Below are 24,013 nucleotides of genomic sequence, written 5' to 3'. Positions count from 1 at the left end.
AATAATATATGACTACTTTTAAGAAATTGCTGCCCGATGTGCTTGTTGTGGCACTCTTTGCAGTTATTGCCTTTGCTTATTTCTTTGTGCCTGTGTCGCAAGGAAAGATACTTTTCCAGCACGACTCGGAAGCGGCTGTGGGCTTAGGTCAGGAACAAACAGCGTATAAAAACCGAACGGGAGAGGTGACACGATGGACAAATGCCGTGTTTGGGGGTATGCCTACCTACCAGATGTCGCCTACTTACAATTCTACCAACGGACTCTCGCAAGCCATAAACGCTTATCACTTGTGGCTGCCCGACTATGTTTGGTTTCTTTTTGCTTATCTCTTAGGCTTTTACATCCTTTTGAGAGCCTTCGACTTCCGTCAGTCGTTAGCCGCTTTGGGCAGTATATTGTGGGCTTTCTCGTCTTATTTCTTAATCATCATTGCTGCAGGTCACTTGTGGAAAGTTATGGCTTTGGCTTATCTTCCACCAATGATTGCAGGTGTGGTATTGGCTTATAGGGGCAAATACCTATGGGGCTTCGTGGTAACGGCTATATTTACAGCGTTCGAAGTGAAAGCCAACCACGTACAAATGACCTATTACTATCTTTTCATCGTGTTGTTTATGGTGGTTGCCTACTTGGTAGATGCGCTTCGCAAAAAGCAGGTGGCGCATTTCCTCAAGGCATCGGGCATCTTGGCTGTGGCAGCTACAATAGGTATTCTCATCAATATTTCAAATCTCTACCACACGTGGGAGTACCAAAAAGAGAGTATGCGTGGCAAGAGCGAACTGACAAAAGCCAATGCAGCCAACCAAACCAGTAGCGGACTTGACCGTGACTACATCACCCAATGGAGCTACGGCATAGACGAAACCCTTACCCTCCTTGTGCCTAATGCTAAGGGTGGTGCAAGCGTACCATTGGCACAGAACGAAACGGCAATGGCCAATGCGAACGGTGAGGTGCAACAAATGATACCCCAACTTTACGAGGGTATGCCGCAATACTTTGGTACACAGCCTATGACAAGCGGACCTGTGTATGTGGGAGCGTTCGTCATGTTCCTCTTTGTTTTGAGCCTTTTCTTGGTGAAAGGACCGCTCAAGTGGGCTTTGTTTGGAGTTACCATACTTTCGGTATTGCTCTCTTGGGGACACAACTTTATGGGTTTCACCAACTTCTTCTTAGACTACGTACCGATGTATGCTAAGTTCCGCACCGTAGCAAGTATTCTTGTCATTGCCGAATTTACCATACCTCTACTTGCTGCACTCGCCCTAAAGCGCATCATAGACGAACCAACGGTGCTGACAAAGCAGGTGAAATACGTTTACATCAGCCTTGGTCTGACCGCGGGAGTGGCAGCCTTAATGGCACTGATGCCAAGTATGATGGGACCATTCGTAAGCGAACAAGAACAACAGATGCTTGGTGGTATCCAAGGCATTACGCCTGACGTGCAAAATATGATGGTTTCAAGCATTGCCACAATGCGTTCGGCTATGGTAAGCAGTGATGCTTGGCGTTCGGTTATCATTATTATAATAGGTGTGGCATTGCTTTTCACATTCAAGATACAGAAGATAAAGCCCGAATACCTTGTAGCAGCAATTGCCATTTTGTGCTTGATAGACCTTTGGCAGGTGGACAAACGCTATCTCAACGACGATATGTTTGTGCCTAAGAGTGAGCGTGATACACCTATGCAACCCTCGCAAACCGACCAACAAATATTGGCAGACAAGGCTTTGGACTATCGTGTACTCAATTTTGCTTCAGGTGCGTTCAACGAAAACAACACTTCTTACTTCCATAAAAGCATCGGAGGCTATCACCCTGCCAAGTTGCGTCGCTATCAGGAAATGATAGACAAGTATATTGCGCCACAGATGCAGGCTGCAATGCAAGAGATTGGCAGCAAGGGAGGCGATATGGCAGCCGTAGACGGGCGCAAGGCGTTCCCTGTGCTCAATATGCTGAATGCCAAGTATTTTGTTATGCCGCTCCAAGGCAATGGCACAGCGCCTTTGACTAACCCTTACGCTCAAGGCAATGGGTGGTTTGTAGACCGCATAACTTACGTTGACGATGCCAACGCCGAATATGCAGCTGTGGGCAAGATAGATGTGAGCCACGAAGCTGTGGCAGACAAGAAGTTTGAAGCCATCTTAGGACAAACCCAAGCCAACGACAGCACATCCAAGGTAGAACTTACAAAGTATGAGCCTAACAACCTTCGCTACACCATCACTTCGGCTAAGGGCGGTATTGTGGTATTCTCCGAGATTTATTATCCAGGGTGGACAGCTACGATAGATGGTAAGCCTGTAGAATTGGGTCGTGTAAACTACATTCTCCGTGCATTGAACGTGAAAGCAGGCAAGCACGAAGTGGTGTTAGACTTCCACCCAACAAGCATCGCCACTACCGAAACCATAGCTTACATAGCCCTCGCCATTCTCCTTATTGCCGTCATTGGCGCAGGAGTAGTGGAATGGAAACGAAGCAAGAAAGCAGCAGAATAAATACCAAAGTAGCCCCACGCCTCTGCAATAGCAAGCTAAGAAGGGCTAACCCCACATAGCAAAAGCGAGCCGAACACTCCCCTACTCATCGCAGTAGTGGGTGTTTGGTTCGCTTTTTTTATCGGGTTGGTCGGACAAGTCGGACGGGTCGGACCAGTCGGACCAGTCGGACCAGTCAGACAAGTCGGACGCGTCCGACAAGTCCGACAAGTCCGACAAAAAGTACAAACAGCAAGGCGTAGGGGCTCGGTTCACCGAGCCCCTACGTTACCCCCACAAACATTTGGGTTAAATTCTTTCTCTCTTTTTGGTTTCAAAGTTACAAAAACATAGCCCTTTTGACTCAGAGTTTGTACTAAAACAGTTGAATAACCTATAGATTTATCTTTTGAAAAACACAAAACCGCCTCACTCTCATCGAGTTTGGCGGTTTTCATTTTCTAACAGTATCAATCTTATTTTTTTATTAAATTCTCATCATTAGAAGTGGAAGGTGAAGTCTACGCCCATTTGGAATGGGTTGCCCAATTGTGCAAAGGCAAACTTCTGTCCTGTAGCTCCGCTCTGTACCGCAAAGGTGTTATACCTCGTATCGGTAAGATTGCGTATCCACAGATTGATGTGCATTGGTCCGAAGTCGCCATCAGCGTGTGCACCAAGTGTAGCATAGAAGTTTTGCGACAAGGTGTTGGCTTCGTCCCAATAGGTATTGCCCTGTGCAGCGAGGTTAAGTCCTACGGTTACACTTCGAAGGTGAAACTTGTTGGTAGGGTCGAGCAGTGCATCAGGCGATACAGCTATGAGGTAGTCGGCTGTTGCTCCCAAGGTGTGTTGTGGGATAAATGGCACTCGCTTGTCCTTATAGTCCATCTTTCCAAGGGCAGTAGAGTCGGCATACTCGTCAAACTGTGCTGAGGTAAAACCATAGCTCACGGCATACGACAGCTTGTTGTTCAACGCTTCGCCACGTACCGATGCTTCCACACCGCACGAGTGGCTCTTGCCAGCATTGGTCATCATACGGCCGAAACCATAGTTACCTGCCATCACAGAGAGTTGTTGATTATGGATTTGCATATAAAATCCTGCCAAGTCGATGTTCAGTTTACCACCGTTCAACTTTAGGTGTGTACCCACTTCGTAGTTGAAGCTTGTTTCGGGCTCATACTCTATGGTGCGTGCTATGCGTTCGTATGCAGCCTCATCGTGTGCTATGTCAAGACTGCCACGTGCTGTGCGTGATGCAGCCGAAAGTTCGGTCTGAAGAATGTCTGAGAACATCTGAATATTGTATCCACCTGCACGGTACCCCTTCGACCAAGTAGCATAAACGCTGCTACCCAAGTCGTCGAAACGATAAGTTAAGCCTACCTTTGGCAACAACTGACCGAAGTGATTGCGCTCCTTGTGTGCAAGCATTGAGGAGATAACCGAGTTTACTTCCTGCCCCATCACCTTTTGGTTCATCATTATGCGTGCCGATGTGGCATAGTCTATTTCTACATTAGAGTAGTCGTAACGCAAACCGAGGGTAGCTCTGAGGCGTGATGTGAGGTCGATATTGCTTTCGTGATACACGCCAAGATTGAGCGTTGGGGTGTGAAACAGCCCTGGTATGGTGCCCATATCCATTGTTATGTTTACGCCTCCAGCCTTCAGAATAGCAGCTGCAGCAGCTATTTTAGCCTGTTCGGCAGCTTGTTCGGCAGGTACACCTGCAGCAATGAGGCGAGCTGCAATGCGCTTAGCCATAGCAGCGAGCATACCTGTGTATGCGTATTGGGTAATGGCTTTCGACATTACTTTGTTCATATCCTTATCGAACATCACAGGTGCATTGGTTTTCAACCATTGGTACGAGCCAAACGCTCCAAAAGTCCATTGCCAAGCCTTATCGTTACGGCTCTTGATGGCAAGCTCTTGTGTGAGCGAGTTCTGGTGCTGACGCTGTTCAATGTGTATAAAGTCCATTGGCAGATAGTCTATATCCATCATCATATAGTCTTTTAAGAACTGCCAAGTGGTCATACTGTGTAGTGCAAACCCATTGCCCAAGTACTTGATACCCAATCCCGTATTGAGCATATTGCGACGATAGTTGCTCTGTCGGTTTTGGTTAGGGTCTTGTGTGCCTGCCTTTAGTCCGTAGTAGGGCGACATGATGTTGGCTGTAGCTATCTGTTCAGGGGTTACAATCTGTCCGTAAGCAAAGCCGTTTTGGCGCATATACTGATAGTCGGCTATGAAGTCGAAGGTCAGTCGGTCGGTAGGTGTCCATACGAAGCGACCTTTTCCACCAAATTCGTTAAACGCATCGGCACGCTCGCCATTAAACTTGTTGTGCAAGAAGCCATTCTGTCCGTTGTAGAAACCAGCTACGGAGAAAGCCAACTTATCGTTCACTTGTCCGTAATGTGCCACTTCGGCTGTGCGTGTAAACTTGTTGCCCACCGACAATTTCAAGTCTGTACCCTTGTATGTCATAGGGTGTTTGCTGAAGAAGCGTATCAGTCCGCCCTCACTATTCATTCCGTAGAGTGTACCTTGTGGCCCACGCAACACATCTATGCGTTCAGCATCGTACACGTGGAAGTTCATAGCACTCTTGCTTTGTATCGGCATACCGTCAACATAAAGTCCTACTGCAGGCGAATTGACGCGCGAACCTATACCACGGATATACATAGCCGAAGTGAGTCGACTTCCATACACAGGCATTGTAAACGATGGTACGTAAGCCGAAAGTTGTTGCAACGAATTGACATTAAGATTTTTCAGTTGACCTTGGTTGAACGATGTACTGCTCAATGGCTGTTGGCTTAGTGCAAAATGCTCTTTGGGCTTATACACATACACTTCGTTCATTTCGTACACACACTCTATTGTGTCGTTCACCGCTGTATCGGCATTAGCAGCCGTAGCAAACATTGATGCGCACAATAGCGGATATATAATTTTCTTCATTTTATATCTATGTCACTTTACGTTATTTCATTTTGACGATGCAAAGTTAAGGATAATTATCTGTATTGTCAATCCTTATTTGTGATGATTATAAAGAGGTTAAGGTTGGAATTGTTCGATTTGCTCGATTTATTCAAGAGATTCGACTTATTCGATACAATCGACAAGAACAACATCACAACCCAAACTCACACGAAAGCACAAACTCGCGTGGGCGCAACTCGTAGTGATTGGTGAAAATTCCTACACCGCTGTAATTTGTTACCACATAGCTTCGTTTGTCAAAGAGGTTGCGTACTTTGGCTGTAAAGCGTACATTCTTCAGTCGCCACACAGCCATTGCATCGGCAAGGAAGGTGTTGAGCGAGTGGGTTTCTAATTGGTTATGATAGTAAATGCCCGACAACGTGAGGTCTATTTTGCGTATGGTAGAGGTGAGCGACAAGACTTGTTTCCAATTGAAACGGCTCTTCATATCGGCATTGTCCGATTGGGATTTGCTCAAAGAGAAACTCCCGTCATACGAAATCTGCATCCACGAGGGCGAGAAAAAGAGAGAAGGCTCGACCGAGAGTGAACGATAACGAAAGCCCACTACACGCCCTGCGGTGTATTGTTCGCCTTCGCTCCACGCTGCATACAGGTTGCACGAGGTTTTAAGATGAATCGTTGAAAAGCCTTTCGACAACCATACCGAACCAAAAGTACTGCTATTCTTTGTGTTATGTTGCAGGTAAGACATCAAATAGTTGCCGTTTTGTATCTGCATATCTACTACCGAGTTGCCCCACGAACGGTTTGCAGTGAGGTTGAACTTGGCAAAAAACTCGCGTATCACGCGCTTATAACTATGCGTAAAACTGAAGTTGAGCGAGCGTGAGGTGGGTACGAACGAGGGCGAAACGTGGAACGTGCGATAGTTGGTGCGATAACTGTCAAGGGCAAAGGTTTCTACTCCGTTGCTCGTTGAAGCATAACTTAACGATGCTGTGGTTTCGGTCTTGCTACTCTTTTTGTACGAGGCGTAAAGCGAGGGCGATGCGTGAAAGAGCCACTTTTGTTCGTGGGCAAGATGCTTCAGGCGCAATCCTTGAGTGAAATTCAGTTGCCATTTGCCACGACGATAGTTGAAGCGAGGCGAACTGTAAAAGGTGAGTTCGGTATCGCCACGACGCACGTTAAGGTGGGTAGCCTTAATGCCTAAGTTGTAAGTACGTGTAAAATAGTTGCTTGTAGTGCGATAGGTGGCTTCGTTATCGGTGTGATAAAGATTGTTTGAAAGTTTTTCGTGGTCGGCATCAAGATAAAGGTCGTTGCGCGAATGGTGGTAGTCTACAATGCTTTGCCACGACAGCGTACCACGTTCTAACGTATGGGTTTGGGTTATCAATGCCTTGATATTCAGTTCAGGATTGCGCACTCGCTGGGCTGTGTTGTCGTGTCCCGTACTTTGCAACATCGATAGTCCGTCTCCTTGGGCTGCATTTATGGCAAAGCGCATTGAGCCATAACGGGTATCTTCGTTTATTTTTCGGTCTATACTAAGGTTCAGTCGGTCTTCTTTAAGGGTATAGAATTGGTCTTCGCTCACCTCCGTAGGCACTTGCTTAAGGTAGTAAAGCGAGGTGTTTTTGGTGTGTTGGCGCAGCACATTTCGGTAGTAATCGGCTGAAATACGAGTTTCGGCATCGCTTTTCGACTTCATGAGATGGCTTATCATATAACTTTGCGAGGTGTTGAAGCGCAATCGGTCTTCCGAAATGGGGGCTTGAAGCGAAGGAACGCTGTACCACGTAGGCAGCGAAGCTGGTTGCGGCGACATAAAATCGAGGACGAAACGGCTCGACAAACTTGCCACATCGTCGCCAATGCGGTTGTAAACGACATCGTACATCTTCTGTCTTCGCTTGCCTATCTGCATCGCTGTGGCAGCGCCTGCCACGTGGGTCGGACTGTTGGTGGCAAAGTAAGGACGCAGCGTAACAGACAGTTGGTCGCGTGCAGAGTCTTTCAGCACAACGTTCATTGCAACGTTGTCGGTGAAAACCTTATCACGCAAGGCTTTTACAGGTTGGTCGTGCTCTATCACTTCTGCCTTTTTCACGTCCTTTGCCTTTACGTTTTCGGTCAGTTTGTTGTATCGCCCATCACTCAGGTCGAGTCCTTCCACGGTAAATCTACTTATCTTTTTACCGTTCACACTTATCTCTCCATCTTTTGCAACATTCACCCCTGGGAGCTTTTTGAGCACATCTTTCAACGAGTTGTCGCGTTCGTTGGCAAAGCGAGTGAGGTCGAACGTTATCGTATCCTTACGCCCTGTGATGGGACCAGCCTTGACTGTGATTTCCTTCATTTCAAAGGCTTTCTCCGATAGTTCTATCGTGTTGTTGGTCAATGCCTTCACCTTAATTCGCTTCTTCCCATATCCCATTGCTGTGGCTTGAAGTTCAAGTTCGGTAAGGGGTGCAGCAGGCTTGGCAAAGCTAAATTGTCCTTTGTCGTTGGTTCGTGCAAAGGTAAGCGTCTTGCCACCTCGGAGCAACATTACGTTGGCTTTCACGATGGGACGATGGGTAAGCGAGTCGAGCATAACACCCATAATGCGGTCTTGCGCAGCAAGGGGAAGAACTGCCACGAGGGCGAAGAGAAAGAGAGAAAGGTGTCGTTTCATTGCTTTTTTGGGGAGAATTATCAGACTGGTCGGACAAGTCGGACTGGTCAGACAAGTCGGACTGGTCGGACAAGTCAGACCCGTCCGACCCGTCCGACTTGTCCGACTAATTCCATTAACCAAGATTTTAAGTTTTACTTCTTCTTAAACAATTCTAAAGGATTATAGGGCAGAGGTTTTGCCATTGCAGCCTTAAGCTGTGCTTTCATCTCTTCAGGAACTTCTATTACTACTCCTTCGTCAGCAAAGATGTCAGCAGGTACGGCTTTGGCTTGATACTCTACAAACTCTTTCATCGTTGCAGACGAATAAGTGTCTAACGAGGTATCATAACAGATGTCTTTTGTGCCGTCTTCTTGCTTCATTCCTACGCAATCGAAGACGAACTGCATACGGCTATCGTAAGCACGGAGTACCAACCCTGGGAGTCCGTTCAGCTTCCAAGGACCATTGTCCAAAGGTACATCGGGGGCAAACCAAGCTGTCCAAACACGCCCCTTGAATGCACATCTTGCCATTTGACAATCGTAATCCAAGATGCGTTTTGTGCTGTCAGCAACCATTTCCCACGTAGGAATTTCCAATGGTTCAACGATGCGGAAAGGGTCGCCAAGGGTTTCTTCGCAATAAGTAGTTTTACCTTCAGGGTAATTGCGGTAGAACAGCATCTCCATATTGCTCGATGGAAGCTTAGAGGAATTTGTAGTTCCTAACTTTATATTCAGGGCTACTGCTTCCCCATACGCCTTGCGTGTCTGACTGTAAAAATAACTCACCTTTTCGCCTACTTCCAAGCGCATATCGTCTGTTTCGTAGGTGTACTTGCCCAAGGAGTCGACCTTCAAAGTGTCCCTCACGCTCTTTACCGAGTAAGAGATGGTGTACTTCAGCTTGTCTATGGCTTTGTTTCCGTTCGTCTTTGGTTGCTTTGGTGCAGCATTTACTGTCATTACAGCCAATGCAAGTGCAAATGTAAAAAGTAGCTTTGCTTTCATAACATCTTATTTGGTTTATTTTATTCGTTCAATAGGGTTTTGGGGGGTGAACCTTAGAGCGTTTCTCCTTCATAGCATCGCTTTGTGCTTTGCCCAACTTAACTTGAGTGCCACCCTCTACTACACGCAATTCCACGCCTTTGCTGTTGCGCATTGTTTCAAGTTTTAGTTATTATTTGCCACAAAGGTAAAAAGAAAAACCGAAAAAAGAAAGAATATGTGTTTTTTTTCAACAGTTTTGGGGGTATTGGTCGGACTGGTCAGACTTGTCGGACTTGTCAGACCTGTCGGACCTGTCGGACGGGTCGGACGGGTCGGACGGGTCGGACGGGTCCGACAAGTCTGACAAAACCCACCCATAGAACCTTAACGCCTCATAAAAAACATTATAGCACAGCGGTTTCTTCATTTTATTGTGTAATTTTGCAGTCTATTTTTATCATTCAAATAATATGACAACACTTAGAAAACTATTCATTGTCTTACAACTCACAGCCGTATTCACTGCATCGGCGCAAGAGTATCACGGCGAAATGGAACGTTTATACCCCGACAAAACAACATCTACAACTGCGAAAAAACCAACTGCAACCGCCAAAAAGACAGCACCAGCAACCAAGCGCATAGCGATGAGCGAACTGCCGTCTACTATCAACCCTAAATTGCAGGAATTGGCTGAGTCGCTCCTCAAAGGCTACAAAGGCAGCATCGTTGCCATAGAACCATCAACAGGCGAAGTGCTCTGCTTGGCTACCAACTCGCCCACGGGTGCAGACCCTAAACTCGCCATAGCTACAGCCTATGCGCCAGGGTCTACCTTCAAGGTGGCACAAGCGCTTACGCTAATGTCGGAAGGCATCGTAAATCAGACAATGAAGGTGGCTTGCCACGGAGCTTACACGGACGGAAAACTGCGTGTGGGCTGCCACAAACACCCTTCGCCCCTACCCCTTTCGTACGCCTTGGCTTACTCGTGCAACACGTGGTTTCTAAAGGGTTTTAATGCGATGATTGGCAACATACAGAAGTATGGCACAAAGGAAAAAGCCATAGACACCTGGCGAAACTATATGGTAAGTATGGGATTGGGCGGTCCGACAGGCATAGATATGGAGGGCGAAAAGGGCGGATTGGTAGCCCATTCGGCTTATCTCAGTCGGAGATACGCCAGTGGGTGGACGCCTCGTACCATCATTTGGGCAGGAATGGGACAAGGCGATATAACCGCAACCCCACTGCAACTCTGCGTATTGGCTACATCGGTGGCCAATCGTGGCTACTTCTATACGCCTCATACCCATCGTGGCACGCCCGACAATCCCCTGCCCGAACGTTTTACTACCAAGCGTCAAACAGCCGTTGCACCGTGGGTTTATCCCTTCGTTGTTCAGGGTATGCGCAATGCTGTTCTCAAGGGCACAGCCTCATCGCTCAATACCCCTGCTTACAGCATCTGTGGCAAGACAGGCACAGTGGAAAACACAGGCAAAGACCATTCTGCCTTTATAGGTTTTGCACCGATGAACAATCCTAAAATAGCCATTGCCGTATTCATAGAGAATGCAGGCTTTGGAGCTGATGTGGCAGCACCAATGGCAGGAAAAATAATAAAAAGCAGAATGGCACTACAATAAAGGCTGGTTCTATAAATTACCACCGCATATCGTCATTAAACCCAAAATAAGGCAAAAAGACATCTCATAAGTTTCGGTAAATAGAAAAACAAGTCCTAAACTGGTCTAATGATTTGGGGTTTAACTCTGCCTAACTTCTATTTTTTTCTCCTCCTAACTCCTTTAAACGGCTTATTCCTAAAAAGAACAATTCTAAATAGTTGATAATCAACGCTATACATCTTGGACTGCCAAAGTTGAACTTTGACCACTTAAAACATATATGTATTACACGCTCAAAGTTGAACTTTGACACGGTTAGCGTTATATGTTTTGCTTGCGCCCGATGTTTAGAACAAAAAACAAAATCCCCACTTTCTCTGTTGGGAGGAGTCTACTCTTTATACACATTTCGATTAAGATTGTAAAACATCGATGTTTTAGATTGTCAAAGCGGAGTCTTGAATCATATTCGCTCATTTTTCTATAACCGTTTGATTAACAATCTATTACAAAAAAGCACTTTTATCAAACTGTTTGTCTTATTCTTCCGATAAACCAAAAAGAGCAACAGAAATGTAATGGTCTTGACGCACCTTTCTCGCCTATTCAACCTTTTTTTTGTACATTTGCATCATTATTAATTCGTGGTGCAAAATATCCAAACACATAACAAATGCACTCAACAACCGAACGAAAAGATATGAAACAACTTAAAACCACGTTGCTAACCCTTGTGTTGGCACTCTCATTCGCATCGTGTATCAAGGAAGAAGCTCCCAATCAAGAAGCCGACATCACGGCAATAAAGATTGAGGGGATAACACCTTTGCGTGCGCCTATCATTACCAATACGGAAATAAAGGTTTATGTAAATGGCTGGGACGACGTTACCCACCTTGCACCCGAATTTACACTCACCGAAGGGGCAACCATAGTGCCAGCAAGTGGTACAAAACTTGATTTCTCCAAACCTCAGCTTTACACCGTAACTTCGCAAGACCGCCAATGGAAGAAGACCTATAAGGTGTCGTTTGTGAGCGATGATGTGGCTACAAACTACCATTTTGAGAATATGAAATGGTATGAATACAAAGACGAAGGAGATAAAAACGCAACAGCAAAGAAGTTGTTTCATATCTTCTACGACACTACCATAGACGGCACGGAAATGATGTGGGGAAGTGGCAATGCGGGATATATGATTACTGCCAACGGCGCACCAGCCGAAAGCTATCCTACAAGTCAGGTAGAGGGAGGCTATGTGGGAAAATGTGCCAAGCTCACCACCGTCAGCACAGGTGCTTTGGGCAAGGGTATGAATGCGCCGATAGCTGCAGGCAACTTGTTTATGGGTACATTCGAAATCGACATCACAAATATGGCTAAGTCTACTCACTTCGGACAGCCTTTCCGCAAAGTGCCTCAAAGCATTGTGGGCTACTACAAGTATAAGGCAGGCAATGTGTTTACGGACAAGAACCTAAACGAAATAAAGGGTAAGAAAGACGATTTTGACATCTATGCGGTGTTCTATGAGGTAACAAAAGACGTGCCTTATCTTGACGGAACAAACTCACTTACAAGTCCTAACATTGTGCTGATGGCTCGCCTTAATGAGAAAAAAGAAACGATGGAGTGGACACGTTTCAACATCAAGTTCGAGCCAGTGAATGGTGGGAAAGTGGATGCGCAAAAGCTAAAAGAGGGCAAATACAACCTCGCCATTATTATGTCGTCGAGCAAAGATGGAGCTACATTCAATGGAGCTGTGGGCAGCACGTTGTGGATAGACGAAATGGAATTGTTTTACGAGTAAGGTTACATTAATATAATAAGGTGAAAATGAAACACAACAATATATTGAGAACAGTCGGTGCAGTGGTTTGTGCAATGGTTACACTTACAGCATCAGCACAGGAAGAAGGCAACATAACATTGGAACAAGCAAAACACAACGGGTGGGAGTTTGAGGTGAAAGCAGGTGTAAACATCGGTGGTGCTGCTCCGCTCTCTATGCCGAGAGAGATAAGAAAAATAGAAAGTTACAGTCCGCGTCTTAATGCTTCGTTGGAAGGAATGGCTACTAAATGGTTGGACGAGGACTTGAAATGGGGTATCTCTTCAGGTCTGAAGTTTGAAGAAAAGGGTATGATAACGGGTGCACAGACCAAAGGATACAGTATGGAAATTATAGACGATGGCAGTCGAGTGGCAGGTTATTGGACGGGTTATGTGAAAACAAAATACAACAGTACGTTGCTCACCGTTCCCCTTATGGCAAACTATCGTTGGGGTACAGCGTGGAAAGTGCGTGCAGGTGTGTTTGTGTCGGTCAAATTAGATGGTGAATTTAGCGGTCACGTTACCGATGGTTACTTGCGAGAAAATAATCCTACGGGCGAGAAAATAGCCTTTACAAACGGCAAAGTGGCAGCTTACGACTTCAGCACAGACCTGCGCCACGTGTTATGGGGTGCACAGGTGGGCGGTACGTGGAGAGCTTATCGCCATTTCACGCTCAATGCCGACCTTACGTGGGGTTTCAACAACATCTTTCATAAGAGTTTTAAAACAATTACATTCAATATGTATCCCATCTATATGAACGTAGGATTTGGATATACATTCTAAAAGGACTACGCTTTATACACACCTCTGTTTAATTTTAACCAAAATCGGTCGTCGGACCAGTCGGACTTGTCGGACACGTCTGACTGGTCCGACAGGTCTGACTGGTCTGACTGGTCCGATTGGTCTGACTGGTCTGACTGGTCTAACGACCGATTTGGGTTAAAGTAAAAAGAAAGCGGACATTATCAGACGCAGCTGATAATGTCCGCTTTATATTGCTCAAAAATTCTTATTCCTTATTCATACGTTTGCGTTCCATATGGTCGAGAATTATCTTGCGCATACGAATATTCTTAGGTGTTACTTCGATGTATTCGTCTGCCTTGATGTATTCGATGCACTCTTCAAGGCTCATTTCCACCTTTGGTATCACACGTGCCTTATCGTCCGAACCCGATGCACGTACGTTGGTGAGCTGCTTAGCCTTGGTAACGTTGATAACAAGGTCGTTGTCGTGAACGTGCTCGCCCACTACTTGTCCGCCATAAACCTCTTCTCCCGGGTCGATAAAGAACTTTCCGCGGTCTTGAAGTTTGTCGATAGAGTAGGCAAAGGCTGTTCCTGTTTCCATTGCCAACATCGAACCATTGATGCGACGTACCAATTCGCCCTTGAAAGGCTGATAATCCTTAAAGCGATGCGCCATAATAGCCTCGCCCTGACTGGCTGTAAGCACATTGGTACGCAATCCCATTATGCCTCGTGAAGGTATCTCGAAGGTGATGTTCACACGGTCGCCCTCGGTATCCATACCCAAGAGTTCGCCCTTGCGACGTGTCACCATATCAATCATTTTGCTTGAAAAGTCGGTTGGAACATTGATTGTAAGTTCTTCTATCGGCTCGCAACGCACCCCATCTATCTCTTTATAAATTACCTGAGGTTGACCCACTTGCAGCTCGTAGCCCTCACGGCGCATTGTTTCTACCAACACAGAGAGATGAAGCACACCACGTCCGCTCACAATCCACTTGTCCATCGACCCGTCTACATTGCTCACACGGAGGGCAAGGTTCTTTTCCAATTCCTTTTCTAAGCGGTCGTTGATGTGGCGAGAGGTGCAGAATTTACCTTCTTTACCAAAGAAAGGCGAGTCGTTGATGGTGAAGAGCATACTCATTGTAGGTTCGTCCACAGCGATAGGAGGCAGTGGTTCAGGGTTTTCCCAATCGGCAATGGTATCGCCAATCTCGAAACGTTCCAAACCAATAACGGCACAGATGTCGCCCGAACTTACAGCATCGGTTTTGCGGTGGGTCATACCTTCAAAGGTGTGAAGCTCCTTTATCTTGGTGCGTTCCTTCGTTCCATCACGATGGCAGATGGTAATGTTTTGTCCGTCTTTCAACGTACCACGATGCACCCGCCCTACGGCAATTCGTCCCGTATAGCTCGAATAGTCTAACGATGTAATGAGCAACTGTGGTGTACCTTCAAGCATACGTGGCGCAGGAATACGCTCTATAATAAGGTCTAAGAGGTACTCAATGTTGTCGGTAGGCTTGTTCCACGACTCGCTCATCCAACCATTTTTAGCCGAACCATATACTACTGGGAAATCCAATTGGTCGTCCGTTGCGTTAAGGTCGCACATCAAGTCGAACACCATTTCGTACACCTCTTCAGGTCGACAGTTGGGTTTGTCTACCTTATTGATTACCACCATAGGTTTCAAACCTATTTGCAAAGCCTTCTGCAGCACAAAGCGAGTCTGTGGCATAGGGCCTTCGAAAGCGTCCACAAGCAACAAACAGCCGTCTGCCATATTGAGTACACGCTCTACCTCACCACCGAAGTCGGAGTGACCGGGTGTATCAAGAATATTGATTTTAGTATCTTTCCAATTGATACTTACGTTTTTACTGAGAATGGTTATCCCGCGTTCACGCTCCAAGTCATTAGCGTCTAATACCTCGTCGCTGTTGTTTTGTCCGTCACGGAAAAGCTTTCCAGCGAGCATCATTTTGTCTACCAACGTTGTTTTACCGTGGTCTACGTGCGCAATTACTGCGATGTTACGAATATCTTGCATTTATTTATCTTATGATATTTCTTGTTTTTTTTCGATGCAAAAGTACAAATAATAATTCGAAAATTATGGTAGATTAAAAGAAATGTTGTAACTTTGCAGCGCAGTTTCGGAAAATCCGATGCATTTGAGGTTGTCCCTCGCTCTGATTAAGGCGACCGCAGACAATCGAAAGATGTAATTGCACAACATCATTAATCAACAAAACAAAATGTATTTACCAAAAGAAAAGAAGCAGGAAATCTTCACAGCGTTCGGTCGTGAGCAAAAGAGCACAGACACAGGTTCAGCAGAAAGCCAGATTGCATTGTTCACATTCCGCATCAAGCACCTCACAGAGCACGTAAAGAAGAACCGCAAGGACCACGTTACAACTCGTTCGTTGACTCGCCTTGTAGGTAAGCGTCGTGCATTGCTCGACTACTTGTACGATCGTGACATTGAGCGTTATCGTGCAATTATCAAGGCACTCGGTCTCCGTAAATAAGAAAAAGAGAGAGAAAACACATTAATAGCAGTTGTCCCCATAGCCGTCAAGGCTGTGGGGACTTCTCGTTTTTAGGCCTCCCCCCGACCCCTCCGTGGGGAGGGGGAGCACATATTTGCAGCACGTGGGATGTCTTTGGTTTTTGTCGGACAGGTCGGACGCGTCGGACAAGTCAGACAAGTCGGACAAGTCGGACAAGTCAGACTGGTCCGACCTGTCCGACCTGTCCGACTTACCTCACTTCCGAGAGATGTAAGCAGCTTATCAGCAAGAAATAAGACGCTTAATGCTCGTTTTCATATTTTTTTATTTAATTTTGTGGAGGAATACCCCAAAGCGGTTGATGCTATGAATTTTAAGAAGGTAAAAACTTTTCAGAAAACACCTGCATTTTCGCTTTGAGAGAGAAAGCCCACACAACAAAGACATCAGAAGAATGCGAACAATAGAACTATTGGCACCTGCCAAAAACTTAGAATGTGGCATTGCCGCCATCGACCACGGAGCAGATGCAGTGTACATCGGAGCTGCAAAATTTGGCGCACGACAGTCGGCAGGCAATAGCGTGGAAGACATTGCCGAGCTGTGCCAATATGCGCATCGGTTCGGTGCAAAGGTTCACGTTACACTCAACACCATCGTGTACGAAGACGAGGTAGACGATATGATAGCATTGGTCAAGGCATTAGAAAAAGCCAAGGTTGACGCATTGTTGATACAGGATATGGGCTTGCTGAAGCTATGTAAGGAACAAATAAAAACCACTATCACCCTCCACGCCAGCACCCAATGCGACAGCCGAACCAAAGAAAAGGTGGCGTGGCTTGCAGCCCAAGGGTTCGAACGTGTAGTTTTGGCGCGCGAACTCTCCGTCAAAGAGATAGAAGAGATACACAAGGCTGTACCCAATGTCGAGCTTGAAGCCTTTGTACACGGGGCATTGTGCGTAAGTTACAGCGGTATTTGCTATGCTTCGCAACATTGTTTTGGACGGTCTGCCAACCGTGGAGCGTGTTCGCAATTTTGTCGTATGGCATTCGACCTAAAGGACGCTGACGGACGAATGATAGAGCAGCAACGCTACCTGCTTTCGCTCAAAGATATGAGTCAGATAGACAATCTTGAAGTGCTGATGCGCTCTGGAGCGTGCTCGTTCAAAATAGAGGGCAGACTAAAGGACATCAACTATGTGAAAAACGTAGTATCGGCGTACAACAAGCGGTTAAATGACATCATTGCACGACATAAGAATGAGTTTTGCCGAGCCTCGTTGGGACAAGTGGAATGTAACTTTACGCCCGACCTCAACAAGACCTTCAATCGTGGCTACACCAACTATTTCTTAAAAGGACGCCAACCCAACATCTTCTCACCCAATACCCCAAAAGCCTTAGGGGAGTATGTGGGACGAGTGAAGGAGATACGCCACGACTCGTTTAATGTGTCGAGCACAGCGAGCTTCGCCAATGGTGACGGACTCTGTTTCATCAACCATCAAGCCACCGAAGAGGGTCGAAAGGAAGTGTTAGAGGGATTTCGTGTGAACCGAGCTGTGGGCAATAGGCTCTATCCCTACAAAATGCCGCACGCACTGAAGGCAGGAATGAGCCTTTACCGAAACCAAGACCAAGCCTTCGAGAAAGAACTTTCAGGACAGTCGGCTGTACGCAAACTCCCTGTAACAATGGTATTCGACACCACCGAGGAGGGTTTTTCGCTCACAATAGCATTGAGAGAGAAACCCGAAATATGCACCACTGCCACCATCGGTTTCAACCATCAAGCGGCACAAAAGCCACAAAGCGACAACATCTGCCGACAGCTCACCAAGTTGGGCAATACCATTTACGAATGCAACGAGGTAGAAATAGATCCCAAGGCTGCACAATGGTTTGTGCCAAGTAGTGTGCTTGCCGAACTGAGACGCACAGCGATAGAGCAATTGGAACAGATAGACTTAGGAAAAGCTACACGCACAAAGGTAGAAAACAAGTCCGAAACCACCGCACAGACAGGCATTGCATACGTCAATCCAAAGCAATACGAGCGTTTCCCCTACCTTTATAATATAGCCAATCGCCACGCATACGCCTTCTACGAGCAACAAGGAATGGCAAAGCCACAACCAGCTTTCGAGTGTACAGATACTAAGGCATTGAAAGCCGAACACAATGAAGCCTTGGTGATGCAATGCCGCCACTGCATACGCTTCTCCTTGGGTTATTGCGTAATAAACGGAGGCAAGAAACCCACGTGGAAAGAGCCACTCTACTTGGAATTGGGCGACAAGCGCAAGTTCCGTTTGGAGTTTGATTGCAAGCATTGTCAAATGAATATTTACGCAGAATAAGCTGAATATGAGCCTACTATCAAACAAGGAAACAAAAACAAGAACATTCCGAAAGTGGACTTCCGCTATCGGAATGGCATTGCTATTGCTCACCATAACAATAGGAAACATGGGGTGTTATCACAAGAAAACGCCTTCCACCTTCCGTTTGCCCGATAGTATTCAGGAGGCTCAAATCTCACGCCGCATACTCCCTACCAAAGACTCGTTGGTGTTTCAGCAGCAAGCCAACGACCACAACACGTGGCACGGCAGCACCAACACAATGGACGCCTTCGCTTTCAGAGTGAAGCACCACTACTCCCAGGGGTTCAACTTCGTTGTGCGCGAAGATACCCTTATGCTCTTAAAGCAACAACCCGAAGAGGCGGTAAACCATTTGAAGACCGACTCGTTCCCCATCGCCAAGGGTAAGTCGTTGGTAGTGGCAGACATCAGAATTTTGCCCAACGACACTATCGACTCCGTATGGGTGCATATCGCTACGGAAGATTACACCTTTGGGTGGGTACGTGAACGACAATTGCTGAAAAAGGTTGACCCGGACGACCCCATCTCTCAGTTTATTTCGCTCTTTTCCAATACCCACACGCTGTTTTTCTTGGTGGTTATCTCGTTGATTTCGGTAAGTTACTTGCTACGAAAAATACGGAAACGCAAGGCAAATATCGTGCACTTCAACGACATCAACTCGTTCTACCCCACCCTCTTGGCACTCACTGTAGCCTCATCAGCCACCTTCTACGCTTCCATACAACTGTTTGCAAGCGAAACGTGGCGCGAGTTCTACTTCTACCCCTCGCTCAACCCGTTCTCTCAACCCCTATTGCTCAACATCTTCTTGGTATTGGTATGGGCAATGGTGATACTCGCCATAGCTGCCTTAGACGATGTACGCCGCCTATTACGGTCGAGCGATGCCGTGCTCTATCTCTGCGGATTGGCTGCTGTATGTGCGGTCAACTACATCATCTTTTCTGTTCTCACCTTATATTATATAGGCTATGTGCTCCTCTTGGTGTACATTTATTATGCCGTTAGGGTGTGGCGTCGCCGCCATAGCGATACCTTCGAGTGTGGCAATTGTGGAGCACGACTGCACCGAAAAGGACGTTGCCCAAATTGTGGCGTGATGAATGAGTAAGGAATATTCCAACCGAAAATTCACCATTGCCCACATTCCGCTAACCAACAAACAGAACAATAGCTCTTTTGGTAGAATAGTCTGACCTGTCCGACCCGTCCGACTCGTCCGACAAGTCCGACTCGTCAGACCCGTCTGACCCGTCTGACCCGTCCGACCTGTCCGACTCGTCCGACAAGTCCGACAAGTCCGACAAGTCCGACAAAGCAGCACCCCACACAACATTTGGCTTTAACTCCTAAACAACAACTCCCCTAACTCCCATTAATTCCTCCTAATTTGCAAAAAAGTGAGCAATAAATTTCAATATTCAAGAGATTTTCAGTAATTTTGCCACGCTTTGTAGTCTGTATATCCATAATGTGCACAAGCCTTAGGCAAGGCTAACGGCTCGCATACGGGCAACAGACCACAGCCAACGGAAACGAAAATAATAAAAAAGATAAAATAACAATGGCAAACAAAAAAGTAGAGGGCACTTACGAGGAAACCCTCAACAATTCGGAAGCGTTCTTCATCAAGTACGGAAAGCCAGCTATCATTGCTCTTGTAGCAATCGTCGTAGTATTGGCAGGCATTTTTCTTTACAAGAACTACGTGTCAGAACCACGTGAAAACGAGGCTAACACAGAATTGGCTAAGGTTCAAAACTTGTTCAACGCACAGCAGTACGACCAAGCTTTGAAAGGATTTACCAAAATTCAGAGCGATTACAGCGGCACAGATGCGGGCAACTTAGCTAACCTCTATGTAGGTCTTTGCTATGCACACCAAGCTAAACCTAACTGGGCTAAGGCTTTGGAAAACGTTGAAAAATTCTCTACTTCTGACGACCAGATTATCAGTCCTGCATCGCAGATGGCGCTTGGCGACATCTATGCCAACAACAACCAAAACGATAAGGCTGTAGAAAGCTTTAAGAAGGCGGCTGATATGGCCAACAAAAAGGCGCTGGACAACATCAACCTCAGCATCGCTCCTTTGGCTTTGAAGAAGGCAGGTATCATACTCGAAAGTATGAACAAGAAGGACGAAGCACTCAAGATTTACGAGCAAATCAAGAAAGACTACGTAAATTCACCTATCTCACAGGAAATTGACAAGTATATCCAACGAGCAAGCAACTAAGCAAAACTCGCATATATAAAACGTAAAAGCAGAGAGGATTGGAAGCGGAAAGCCCACAAAGGCGTGTTCGCACCAATGCTCTCTGCTTTAATTCATCAATAAAAATGGCAACAGCATTACATAATTTATCAGATTACGACCTCAATAGCGTTCCCGACGCATCGAATATGTGCTTCGGAATTGTGGTATCGGAATGGAACCCAGAAATAACAGGCGCACTCCTCGACGGAGCTGTAAAAACGCTTGAGAAGCACGGAGCTATCCCCGAAAATATTCACGTGAAAACCGTACCTGGAAGTTTCGAACTTGTTTACGGTGCTCACCAAATGACACTCAACGGCAGTTACGATGCCATCATTGTCTTGGGAAGCGTTATCCGTGGCGAAACTCCACACTTCGACTACATCTGCGAGGGCGTAACCTACGGCATTGCACGCCTCAACGCTTTGTCTGAATGTCCTGTCATCTTCGGACTGCTCACCACCAACGACCTCCAACAGGCACTCGACCGCTGTGGTGGAAAGCACGGCAACAAGGGCGACGAATGTGCGGTAGTGGCAATCAAAATGGCAAAATTCTAAGCATTAGCATTATGAAACTACACGAATATATTCAAGCTTACGAGTTTGAAGAGGTTTATCCCCACATCGGACTGATGTTTCCCAATGCACGTAAGCAGCGCGCAGAGTTTAAGCACGCTTACGAAATATTGTTGGAAACACGCCCCGTAGCTTCAAAAAAGTACATTATGTATCAGTTGATGGAAGACCCTGACACCAACGAAATGTTTTTCGGAGCTGACGATTCCAACTTCAACGGACCGTGGGATGTACTCCTCGGAAAGGAAGTGAAGATAGGTCCAAAGGTAGACCTATCGAAGGAAGAAATCCTTGCCAACTGCCTGCTCAACGTTATTCTTATCGGTCGCCACCCTAAGTCGTTCGATAAGGATTATGCAACAATTGTGCGCTAAGGGATAACTGAACAACAGTCAGCACGCCCACACACAAAGATGCAGCCACGGTATAAGCAACGAAAAAACTAAGATTTTTAAACCCAAATCGGTCGTCCGACCCGTCCGACGTGTCAGACAAGTCAGACCAGTCCGACAAGTCCGACGACCGATTTGGGTTAAAGATATAGAATAGCAATCGCCCCTACTTCATTCTTTTGCTTTTATAGCAAGAAAATTTGAAGTAGGGGCGATTGTTTCTTAATGTTTTTACGCTGGACGGAACATCTCGCAAAGCATATAGACCAAGAGGGGAATGACCATCCAATAAAGGATGATGATAAAAAAGGCTGAACTATTGTTGTCAAGACGTGAACGTTTGAAAGCACGGAGCACTACCACACGCCGATTTTTGGTATTGTAATAGTGGCGCACAACCATATATAAAAGCTTCCAAATAATAGCTATTGGTAGATAAATCCATATATCTCCAAAGAAAACAAAAGGGAACGAAAGTGCTAAACCAATGGGCAAAACAAGTGCCGAAATGCCATCGGTATAGCTGCCGTCCTTCTCTCCACAACAATAAATAAGGTCGAAAAATGTAAACGTCATATCTGTATTTTAATGTCTTTAGATGGTGAATAGTGCGCTTAGTTTAGCGTGTAAGCAAAGCAAATATCAATCTATCGTGACGCATAGCGCATTGTGTTGCGCCTTATAGCACGAGGGTTTTGCACGCGTATGCTACTTGTCGTAATCGATGCGATAGGTGTCTGTTTCGATATAGATATATATTTTGTAATGCTCAAATTGACTTCGTATGGTGCGTTCTATGTCGTTTATCAGCTCCGAAGCCTGCAAACGATGCGTTTCGGCTATCTCTACTTTTGCCGTTAGCAAGATGTCTTTAGGACTAAGGTGCACGGTTTTAAGATTGATAAGTCGGCTGATTTCCTCACGTTCGAAAGCCTTACGAAACACTGCCGTGTCTTTCTCGGTAGCCGGCTCGCCAATGATGAGACTGTAAAACTCGCGTGCCAAGAAGATGGCAGCTACACACAACAGTACGCCAATGAGCAGACCAGAAAAGGCATCGTAGAACGGATTGCCCGTGAAATGACTCATCAATGTGCCGCTAATGGCAAGCAATAGACCGATAACAGCACAGGTATCTTCGGCAAAAATGATAAGTATTTCGCTGTGGCGACTCTCTGTAAGAAACTTAAAGAGGGGCAAATGCTCGGTGTTAAGTTCGGCTATCTCCTTGAAAGCCACACGCAAACTGGACAATTCGATGATGAGACCGAAAGCTAAAATGGCAAGTACCAAGCCCATATTCTCTACCGAATGTCCAGGGTGAAACAGCTTTTCAGCCGCTTCCATTATACCCAATGCACCGCCACCGAAGAACAACATCATTGCAACGATGGTGCTAAAAAAGTATTTAGCACGACCTTGTCCGAAAGGGTGATGCGCTGAAGCGGCTTGTTTAGCTTTTTTGTCGCCCACAAGAAGTAATACCTGATTGCCACAGTCTACAACGCTGTGTATCGACTCGTTGAGCATTGCTGCCGAACCAGAGAGCGCATAACCCACAAACTTTGAGATGGCAACCAAAATATTTGCGCCCAAAGCAGCTATTACGCTCATCATTCCGCTCTTATGTTTCGTGTTTTTATCGTCAGTCATATTGTTTTTATTCGCTTCTACTTATTCGTTTTGTTCCTTTCAGCGTATTCTTTTTGTTCCTTTCGGTGTATTCGTTTTGTTCTTATTCTTCATTTGTAGCGAGCAAAGATACTAATTTTCTTTATTTCTTGCCATATTTCTTTGCGTTTTTCTGCACATTTACCCAAATCGGTCGTTAGACTTCTTCGAGATTTGCGAGCTTATTTTGAGCTATTTTTGGTTGTTTTTGAAGACGTTTAGCGAGCTAAACAACTGAAAAAAACAAACGAAAAGAGCCAAAATAAGGTGCAAAGACGAAGAAAAGCATAACAGCTAAACGCTTTAAAAAGCCTTTGCGGGCTAATGACCGATTTGGGTTTATTCGTGATGATAAGGTTCACCTTTTATAATTGTGCACGCCCGATAGAGCTGTTCAACGAAGATAAGTCGCACCATCTGATGTGAAAAAGTCATCTTCGACATTGATATTTTCTCGTTCGCACGGTCGTACACAGCCTTAGAAAAGCCGTATGGGCCACCTATGACAAATACCAATCCACGAGCCGTGTTTTGCTGCTTTTGCAACCACGATGCGTACGCTATGCTGCGAAACTCTTTACCGTGTTCGTCTAAGAGCACCACTGTGTCCGAGGGTTGTATCTCCTTTAGTATCCGTTCGCCTTCACGTTCTTTCTGTTGACTTTCGGTCAAACTCTTTGTATTCTTCAGTTCGGGGATAGTCGTAATGGTAAAGGGCAGATAGTGAACTATGCGCGAAACATATTCTTCGATACCTTTCACAAAGTTTTTGTCTTGGGTTTTGCCCACCAAAAGGAGTGTCACTTTCATC

24 protein-coding genes are annotated in these 24,013 nt (G+C 46.0%); 11 read left to right on the top strand and 13 right to left on the bottom strand.

Annotated features, from left to right (window positions below):
• The first annotated feature begins 8 nt into the window (after window positions 1–8).
• Window positions 9–2,522 carry a YfhO family protein gene (locus CZ367_RS08680; protein WP_077196533.1) on the top strand — a complete coding sequence of 838 codons (2,514 nt, stop codon included), beginning with the start codon at window positions 9–11 and terminating at the stop codon, window positions 2,520–2,522.
• A gap of 81 nt (window positions 2,523–2,603) precedes the next feature.
• Here CZ367_RS08680 and CZ367_RS15515 read toward each other — a convergent pair whose 3' ends face one another.
• The 7 genes from CZ367_RS15515 to CZ367_RS15920 all read right to left on the bottom strand — a co-directional run bounded on the left by CZ367_RS15515 (window position 2,604) and on the right by CZ367_RS15920 (window position 9,564).
• A complete protein-coding gene (locus CZ367_RS15515) occupies window positions 2,604–2,750 on the bottom strand; it encodes a hypothetical protein (RefSeq protein ID WP_161942331.1) in 147 nt (48 codons plus the stop codon).
• Between the two features lie 23 nt (window positions 2,751–2,773).
• Window positions 2,774–2,959, bottom strand: coding sequence for a hypothetical protein (locus CZ367_RS15510; protein ID WP_154669320.1), 186 nt, complete (start codon window positions 2,957–2,959; stop codon window positions 2,774–2,776).
• 43 nt (window positions 2,960–3,002) lie between these two features.
• Window positions 3,003–5,486 (bottom strand): TonB-dependent receptor, encoded by a 2,484-nt coding sequence (locus CZ367_RS08670; protein WP_077196531.1) that lies wholly within the window; start codon window positions 5,484–5,486, stop codon window positions 3,003–3,005.
• Window positions 5,487–5,661: 175 nt separating this feature from the next.
• Window positions 5,662–8,160: a carboxypeptidase-like regulatory domain-containing protein gene (locus CZ367_RS08665; RefSeq protein WP_237581641.1), complete on the bottom strand. Its 2,499-nt coding sequence runs from the start codon at window positions 8,158–8,160 to the stop codon at window positions 5,662–5,664.
• A 134-nt stretch (window positions 8,161–8,294) separates the two neighbouring features.
• On the bottom strand, window positions 8,295–9,155 hold the full coding sequence (locus CZ367_RS08660; RefSeq protein ID WP_077196530.1) for a GLPGLI family protein: 861 nt from the start codon (window positions 9,153–9,155) through the stop codon (window positions 8,295–8,297).
• Window positions 9,156–9,183: 28 nt separating this feature from the next.
• Window positions 9,184–9,309, bottom strand: a complete 126-nt coding sequence (locus tag CZ367_RS16465; RefSeq protein WP_262500731.1) for a hypothetical protein — start codon at window positions 9,307–9,309, stop codon at window positions 9,184–9,186.
• 75 nt (window positions 9,310–9,384) lie between these two features.
• A complete protein-coding gene (locus CZ367_RS15920) occupies window positions 9,385–9,564 on the bottom strand; it encodes a hypothetical protein (protein ID WP_144005969.1) in 180 nt (59 codons plus the stop codon).
• 43 nt (window positions 9,565–9,607) lie between these two features.
• On the opposite strand from CZ367_RS15920, the gene CZ367_RS08655 reads away from it, so the two are divergent.
• The 3 genes from CZ367_RS08655 to CZ367_RS08645 all read left to right on the top strand — a co-directional run bounded on the left by CZ367_RS08655 (window position 9,608) and on the right by CZ367_RS08645 (window position 13,402).
• A complete protein-coding gene (locus CZ367_RS08655) occupies window positions 9,608–10,789 on the top strand; it encodes a penicillin-binding transpeptidase domain-containing protein (protein ID WP_077196529.1) in 1,182 nt (393 codons plus the stop codon).
• Window positions 10,790–11,471: 682 nt separating this feature from the next.
• Complete coding sequence (locus tag CZ367_RS08650) at window positions 11,472–12,587, top strand: PCMD domain-containing protein (RefSeq protein WP_077197410.1); 1,116 nt, start codon at window positions 11,472–11,474, stop codon at window positions 12,585–12,587.
• A 26-nt stretch (window positions 12,588–12,613) separates the two neighbouring features.
• The gene (locus CZ367_RS08645; RefSeq protein ID WP_077196528.1) at window positions 12,614–13,402 is read left to right on the top strand and encodes a porin family protein; all 789 of its coding nucleotides are present in this window, start codon (window positions 12,614–12,616) and stop codon (window positions 13,400–13,402) included.
• A 229-nt stretch (window positions 13,403–13,631) separates the two neighbouring features.
• On the opposite strand, the gene typA is transcribed toward CZ367_RS08645, so the two are convergent.
• Entirely contained in the window at window positions 13,632–15,434 is a 1,803-nt protein-coding gene (gene typA / locus CZ367_RS08640; protein WP_077196527.1) for a translational GTPase TypA, read from the bottom strand.
• A 208-nt stretch (window positions 15,435–15,642) separates the two neighbouring features.
• Here typA and rpsO point away from each other — a divergent pair, with 208 nt between their 5' ends.
• The 4 genes from rpsO to CZ367_RS08620 all read left to right on the top strand — a co-directional run bounded on the left by rpsO (window position 15,643) and on the right by CZ367_RS08620 (window position 19,412).
• Window positions 15,643–15,918 (top strand): 30S ribosomal protein S15, encoded by a 276-nt coding sequence (gene rpsO / locus CZ367_RS08635; RefSeq protein ID WP_077196526.1) that lies wholly within the window; start codon window positions 15,643–15,645, stop codon window positions 15,916–15,918.
• Window positions 15,919–16,033: 115 nt separating this feature from the next.
• Window positions 16,034–16,174, top strand: a complete 141-nt coding sequence (locus CZ367_RS15915; protein ID WP_154669319.1) for a hypothetical protein — start codon at window positions 16,034–16,036, stop codon at window positions 16,172–16,174.
• Between the two features lie 180 nt (window positions 16,175–16,354).
• Window positions 16,355–18,268, top strand: a complete 1,914-nt coding sequence (locus tag CZ367_RS08625) for a peptidase U32 family protein (RefSeq protein WP_077196524.1) — start codon at window positions 16,355–16,357, stop codon at window positions 18,266–18,268.
• Between the two features lie 73 nt (window positions 18,269–18,341).
• A complete protein-coding gene (locus CZ367_RS08620; protein WP_144006026.1) occupies window positions 18,342–19,412 on the top strand; it encodes a zinc ribbon domain-containing protein in 1,071 nt (356 codons plus the stop codon).
• Window positions 19,413–19,452: 40 nt separating this feature from the next.
• On the opposite strand, the gene CZ367_RS08615 is transcribed toward CZ367_RS08620, so the two are convergent.
• The gene (locus CZ367_RS08615) at window positions 19,453–19,632 is read right to left on the bottom strand and encodes a hypothetical protein (RefSeq protein ID WP_077196522.1); all 180 of its coding nucleotides are present in this window, start codon (window positions 19,630–19,632) and stop codon (window positions 19,453–19,455) included.
• Between the two features lie 233 nt (window positions 19,633–19,865).
• Here CZ367_RS08615 and CZ367_RS08610 point away from each other — a divergent pair, with 233 nt between their 5' ends.
• From CZ367_RS08610 to CZ367_RS08600, 3 genes are all read left to right on the top strand, one after another.
• The gene (locus CZ367_RS08610; protein ID WP_077196521.1) at window positions 19,866–20,540 is read left to right on the top strand and encodes a tetratricopeptide repeat protein; all 675 of its coding nucleotides are present in this window, start codon (window positions 19,866–19,868) and stop codon (window positions 20,538–20,540) included.
• Window positions 20,541–20,644: 104 nt separating this feature from the next.
• The gene (ribH, locus tag CZ367_RS08605; RefSeq protein ID WP_077196520.1) at window positions 20,645–21,121 is read left to right on the top strand and encodes a 6,7-dimethyl-8-ribityllumazine synthase; all 477 of its coding nucleotides are present in this window, start codon (window positions 20,645–20,647) and stop codon (window positions 21,119–21,121) included.
• Window positions 21,122–21,132: 11 nt separating this feature from the next.
• The gene (locus CZ367_RS08600) at window positions 21,133–21,513 is read left to right on the top strand and encodes a hypothetical protein (RefSeq protein WP_077196519.1); all 381 of its coding nucleotides are present in this window, start codon (window positions 21,133–21,135) and stop codon (window positions 21,511–21,513) included.
• Here CZ367_RS08600 and CZ367_RS15045 read toward each other — a convergent pair.
• The 4 genes from CZ367_RS15045 to rlmH form a co-directional block, all read right to left on the bottom strand.
• Complete coding sequence (locus tag CZ367_RS15045) at window positions 21,473–21,691, bottom strand: hypothetical protein (protein ID WP_144005968.1); 219 nt, start codon at window positions 21,689–21,691, stop codon at window positions 21,473–21,475. The two genes, CZ367_RS08600 and CZ367_RS15045, sit on opposite strands and share 41 nt — an antisense overlap.
• 71 nt (window positions 21,692–21,762) lie before the next feature.
• Window positions 21,763–22,107 carry a hypothetical protein gene (locus CZ367_RS08595; protein WP_077196518.1) on the bottom strand — a complete coding sequence of 115 codons (345 nt, stop codon included), beginning with the start codon at window positions 22,105–22,107 and terminating at the stop codon, window positions 21,763–21,765.
• A gap of 132 nt (window positions 22,108–22,239) precedes the next feature.
• A complete protein-coding gene (locus CZ367_RS08590) occupies window positions 22,240–23,184 on the bottom strand; it encodes a cation diffusion facilitator family transporter (protein WP_077196517.1) in 945 nt (314 codons plus the stop codon).
• Window positions 23,185–23,541: 357 nt separating this feature from the next.
• On the bottom strand, window positions 23,542–24,012 hold the full coding sequence (rlmH, locus tag CZ367_RS08585) for a 23S rRNA (pseudouridine(1915)-N(3))-methyltransferase RlmH (protein ID WP_077196516.1): 471 nt from the start codon (window positions 24,010–24,012) through the stop codon (window positions 23,542–23,544).
• Between the last annotated feature and the right edge of the window lies 1 nt (window position 24,013).

Source organism: Prevotella ihumii (assembly GCF_900155655.1).
Lineage (GTDB): Bacteria > Bacteroidota > Bacteroidia > Bacteroidales > Bacteroidaceae > Prevotella > Prevotella ihumii.
The sequence above is the reverse complement of the archived record's forward strand: the minus strand, read 5'-3'. Positions and strand labels throughout refer to the sequence as shown.